Here is a 5281-nt window from a genome sequence, read left to right as displayed (position 1 = left end):
GACAGGCGTAACTGGGGCAACAGGAATAACCGGAGCAACGGGAGCAACGGGAGCAACGGGAGTAACAGGATTAACGGGAGCAACAGGAGCAACCGGAATAACAGGAGTAACAGGAGCGACAGGACCAACCGGATCAACGGGAGTAACAGGAATAACGGGAGCAACAGGAATAACGGGAGCAACCGGGGTAACAGGAACAACAGGAATAACCGGAGCAACGGGAGTAACTGGAGTGACAGGCGTAACTGGGGCAACAGGAATAACCGGAGCTACTGGAGAAACTGGTTCAGGAATATCAACTTATGGATATGTATATAATTTAGCAACACTCGGAGCAGCTACTATTTTAGGTGGTTCAAATGTTCCTTTTAGTAATAATGGACCTTTATTAGGAATAACTCATGCAGCAGGTTCAACAGATATAGCAATTCCCACCTCTGGAAGATATAAAATAACTTATAATATGTTTATTACAGCGGGAGTAGGTGCAGCAATTGCAATTGCAGTAAATGGAACAATAAGGCCAGCAACTAATATTTTAGCACTAATAGCTACTGGAGAGATAAGTGGAACAGTTATATTAACTTTAACGGCAGGAGATGTATTAACATTGCGTAATAACTCATCGGTTGCATTGACTTTAGTATTAACACCAGCAGTAGGTGCACAATTTAATATTATTAAATTAAGTAATTAAGATTAATAATATAACAAAAATCAAAGAGATATGTGGTTATATTTTCAATATCCATATATCTCTTTATTATACTATTTATTAAATATATTTAATAATGATAAGGAATTAACTCTTTTTAGGATTAATTTTTTATCTGTTGTATATAAATTTAATTTTTTCATCCTTTCAAAATATTCTCCACCAGAAAATGTATGTCTAAGACTTTTACCATTTTCCATATTTAAAGTTTCATTTGCAAAAGCAATTATATCACCTATTGATAGCTCTCTAGGTAAAATTAATAGTGGTTCATTTAAAGTATATTTTACAGCATTATATCCTGCTAATGCTCCTGTTACCATAGCTTCAGTATGCCCTACAAAAAATCCGGATTTCTCACCAGCACAAAACATATTATTTAATCCTAATATCCTCATAGTATTATCTCTAGGACTAGATGATAGATATCTAATTGAATTAGAAATTCCTCCAGATAAAGGGTCTATATATCTTGCATTTTCAAGACCAGGTATTTTTCTAAGCTTATCCAAAGGATAATAAGAAGTCATAAGTTTAATATGTCCTGTATCTAATAAAATAACATTTTCAGCAAAATCTTTTAATGCATATTGCTGACATACTTTTTGACTAAGCTTATCTAAATTTATATCTTCTTTAGGAACAGGTAAGATAGCAACTCCATATTTATCTAAAAGGTTTAGAATATCTTCAGATAAAGATTCACGTGGCAGTTCACATGAACCGCTCATTGCTCCAGGAGTACCGTTAGATCTTTCACCGATAATATCTTCTACACCAGCTTTAGCACTTAAACTTTCTCTACCACCAAAGGTTGGGCACCTAAGAACACACATAGAACAACCATTTCCATATCTATTACAATTCAACATAGGGCCTGTTGAACCTGTAGTTTCTATAAATGCATCTGCTTCTATAAATGAATTATCAGCTAATTTTATTTTTTTTACATATTTATTATCTAAAGTAACATTGATGGCTCTACTTTTAAAGTGAATATTAATCCCTAAAGATAAGATATATCTTCTAATTTCAGGTTCAGCTTTACCTATATCAGTTAAGTTAGCATGTTTATGACCAGAAAAATCTATATTTGTATGGAGAGCTAGAGAATCCATTATATCAATTAATTCACCAGCACCTAGAAAAGATAATTCTTCAGCAGCTGTAAATCTTCCGTTATTTCTCATTATTCCGCCTACATTTCCAACTCCTAAAAGCATATCGGTTCTTTCTAAAATATCAACTTCAGCCCCCATTTTTCTTGCCTGTATAGCGGCTTGACAACCAGCAAAACCACCACCTATTATAATAATCTTCATTGTTTATACCTCAAATATTAGTATTTATAATAAACTATTCTAACTATATAAAAATGGGTACTATAAATATAGTTAATATTAAAAAATACAAAGAGCTACTTTACAGTAGCTCTTTGTATTTTTAATACTAATTTATTACTGGAAGTATGTTATAAATAGGTTCTTCATATGGATGAAGATTTTTTATAACATTAATAACTTCAAAAGCTAAATCTTTATCGCATCTAAACTCTATTTTAGCTTCTTTTTCAATAGATAAGTTATTTTCTTTACCAAGAAAAGGATTAGCGCCATTTAAAGGTTTAAAATAACCAGAAACTTCACTTACTGACATGCAATTATCATAATTTCCAATAGTTAAAGCTCCTGTTCTGTTTATAGCTTCTCTTAATTTATTTACATAATCAAAAGGAACATATATTTCAAACTTAACTTTAGTATAATTCATATAATTAGTAGACCCCCTAATAATAGCTATAATTAAATAATAACTTATTAATTAGAAATAGTAAACGAGATAAATGTCTATTAGGAATAAAAGTTAAATTTAAAAAGTCTCATAAAATGCCTAAAAAAACTAATAAATTATTATAAATAATAAAAGCTGTATTAAAAAATAGTAGATAATTAAAGAAAATATTAGAAAAATATGAAAAATAACATATCATATATCTTTTAAAAAGATATAGCATACTATATTAGTGAAGATATAAAATATTTGAAATGAGGGGTTGGAATGGGAGTAATATTAACAATTATTGGAGTAATATTAACTTTAGTTACTGTTATCAATTTAATTAGAGTTATGTTATTAAATAGAAAATCGATAATTAAGAAGGCTAAGGTGATAGGTTTTGAAAGTTATACCTATTTAATGCCAGGAGCTGAATATAACACAATTTATAATGCAAGTTTATATCCAATATTAGAAATACAAGAAGGAGATAGAAAGGTAAGAGTAACACTTTCATATATAAGTGATAAGATTAACTTAGAAAGAGGAGATGAAATTGAGGTAGTCTATCCAAGAGGTAAGGTAGAAAAACTTAGAGTGTATGAAATTGAAAATGTTTACAATTTTTATTATCTAACAATTTTTATAGGAATATTAATAACATTATTATCAATTACAATGATTTAAGTGGAAGGAGCTAAAAATAAGCTCCTTTATTTTTAATAATCAAAATTTGCAATTAAATTATATAAATAATATATATAGAAATTTAAGGAAGTTTTATATGACACTTGATATTAAAGAAATAATAGTAAGATTGATTTTGGCAGTTATTATTGGAGGAGTAATAGGATATGAAAGAGAGGTGAAAAATAGAGCAGCAGGATTTAGAACACATATATTGGTTTGCCTTGGAGCGACAATAGTTTCTTTATTACAGATAGACATTGGAAATAAGGCTATAGAAATTATAGAGAAAAATCAAAATTTGAGTGAAGTAATAAAGATTGATTATGGAAGACTTGGATCGCAAGTAATAACAGGAGTGGGGTTTATAGGTGCTGGTACTATAATGCATAATAAAGGAAATATAAAAGGATTAACTACAGCTGCAACCTTGTGGATAGTTTCTTGTCTAGGACTGAGTATAGGTATGGGGGAGTATTATATTAGTATTTTTGGAGCAATAATAATTGTGATAATATTAGTATTTTTAAAGAGGATAGAAAATAAGTTCATATCAAAAAATATAATACAAAAACTAGGTATAAGATATTGCAATGAAGAAAACTTAAAATTAGAAATACAAAAATACTTAGAAAACAAGAATCTAAAAATTAAACTTGTAGAATATTTATTAGAAAAAGAAGAAGGTATAGTTAAAGAAGTTTATGCAGTATATACAATAATAAAACCAGGATATATTAATCTTGAGAAGGTTTTAATAGAATTGCAAAATAATAAAAAGATAATATCAATTGATATAATATAATGATATTTTAATAAAGTTTTGCTAATCAAAATATTTTATATATAAATATTAATTATACAATTGAATTTTAGTTTATATTAGATTATTATTTAAGTAATGAACTATAGAAAAGGATGGGATATAATCATTATGGAAAGACATAGAAATGTAGTAAATGAATTACTTGTAAAGATATTTAACGAAATACTACAAATCGAGGAAAAAACCTTACGAAGTGGACATTTTTCAGATTTATCAGTAAGAGAGATGCATACTATTGAAACAATAGGAAGAAAAGATCAAAGAATGATGAGTGAAGTTGCACAAGATTTAGGTATAACGGTTGGAACATTAACTACATCAATAAATAGATTGATAAAAAAAGGTTACGTAGATAGAAAGAGAATAGAAGAAGATAGAAGAGTAGTTTTAGTTGAATTAACCAAAAAGGGGAAGGTTGCTCATAGATTGCATGACAGATTTCATAATGAAATGGTAAAAACTATGATGGATGGACTTTCAGAAGATGAAAAAGAAGTTTTAATAAATTCTTTAGAAAAGCTAAACATTTATTTTAAAGATAAGTGTGAAAATATAAAATGATATTCTTACTTAGATAACTTCGTAAGTTAATTGTACTATATGTAAAATAATATTTGTGTTATTATTAGTATGTAATAATTGAAGTATGGGAGGATATCATGGTAAACAATAGTTTAGAGGTTGCTAAATATGCAACAAGAATGGCCATTTCATCAAGAGAAGAAGAAGATGAATTAAAAATAGAGTTTAAGAAAAAAGGAATACTTGTTACAGCTGTAAATATAGGTGGAAATATAAATGATTCAACTTCTAAAATATTAGAAAGAGCTTTAGTTGCTGCAAAAAGAAATGGAGTAATTAGAGAAGAACATCTACATGAAGGTGGAGTCATAGGTGCAACTAGGGATGCACTTATGCAGGTATGGAGTAAAGCGAGTGGACAAAATGTTGGGGGAAAAGTAGGAATTGCAAGAAAGGGGCAGCACTTAAGTATATGTATATTTCTAAGTGTTGGACTTTTGCATTTAGATGAAGTTGTAATTGGAATAGGGCATAGAGCTGTACCTGAATAAATAAAATAAGCAAGGTTAAGATGTTAATAAAAGTAGCATCTTAGCCTTTTTTTATAAAATAATTATTTACAAAAAAATGCAAATGTGATATCATATGATAAATAAACTTACCGTATAGCATACATTATACGAAGTTATTACGAAAATTAGTGGTAGGTCTATCCAACGAAGGTAAGGTAGGAAAAACTTAAGAGTGTATGAAAT

General features: G+C 28.8%; 7 protein-coding genes. 5 read left to right on the top strand and 2 right to left on the bottom strand.

Features of this window, described 5'->3' with window-relative positions; all coding sequences use genetic code 11:
• A partial coding sequence (locus tag A500_RS04915) for a BclA C-terminal domain-containing protein (RefSeq protein WP_016206479.1) occupies positions 1 to 697 on the top strand: 697 nt, incomplete at its 5' end.
• Between the two features lie 71 nt (positions 698 to 768).
• On the opposite strand, the gene A500_RS04910 is transcribed toward A500_RS04915, so the two are convergent.
• Both A500_RS04910 and A500_RS04905 read right to left on the bottom strand, forming a co-directional pair.
• Entirely contained in the window at positions 769 to 2037 is a 1269-nt protein-coding gene (locus tag A500_RS04910) for an FAD-dependent oxidoreductase (protein WP_016206478.1), read from the bottom strand.
• Positions 2038 to 2164: 127 nt separating this feature from the next.
• Positions 2165 to 2485: a YqfO family protein gene (locus A500_RS04905; protein ID WP_016206477.1), complete on the bottom strand. Its 321-nt coding sequence runs from the start codon at positions 2483 to 2485 to the stop codon at positions 2165 to 2167.
• Positions 2486 to 2773: 288 nt separating this feature from the next.
• Here A500_RS04905 and A500_RS04900 point away from each other — a divergent pair, with 288 nt between their 5' ends.
• The 4 genes from A500_RS04900 (at position 2774) to A500_RS04885 (ending at position 5077) form a co-directional block, all read left to right on the top strand.
• Positions 2774 to 3178 (top strand): hypothetical protein, encoded by a 405-nt coding sequence (locus A500_RS04900; protein ID WP_016206476.1) that lies wholly within the window; start codon positions 2774 to 2776, stop codon positions 3176 to 3178.
• A gap of 97 nt (positions 3179 to 3275) precedes the next feature.
• Positions 3276 to 3983 carry an MgtC/SapB family protein gene (locus A500_RS04895; RefSeq protein WP_016206475.1) on the top strand — a complete coding sequence of 236 codons (708 nt, stop codon included), beginning with the start codon at positions 3276 to 3278 and terminating at the stop codon, positions 3981 to 3983.
• Between the two features lie 129 nt (positions 3984 to 4112).
• Complete coding sequence (locus tag A500_RS04890) at positions 4113 to 4565, top strand: MarR family winged helix-turn-helix transcriptional regulator (protein ID WP_016206474.1); 453 nt, start codon at positions 4113 to 4115, stop codon at positions 4563 to 4565.
• Positions 4566 to 4663: 98 nt separating this feature from the next.
• The gene (locus tag A500_RS04885; RefSeq protein WP_016206473.1) at positions 4664 to 5077 is read left to right on the top strand and encodes a HutP family protein; all 414 of its coding nucleotides are present in this window, start codon (positions 4664 to 4666) and stop codon (positions 5075 to 5077) included.
• The last annotated feature ends 204 nt before the right edge of the window (positions 5078 to 5281 follow it).

Origin of the sequence: Clostridium sartagoforme AAU1 (genome assembly GCF_000401215.1) — a bacterium.
In the GTDB taxonomy this organism is placed as follows: domain Bacteria; phylum Bacillota; class Clostridia; order Clostridiales; family Clostridiaceae; genus Clostridium; species Clostridium sartagoforme.
This window is presented reverse-complemented; position numbering and strand designations above follow the sequence as displayed.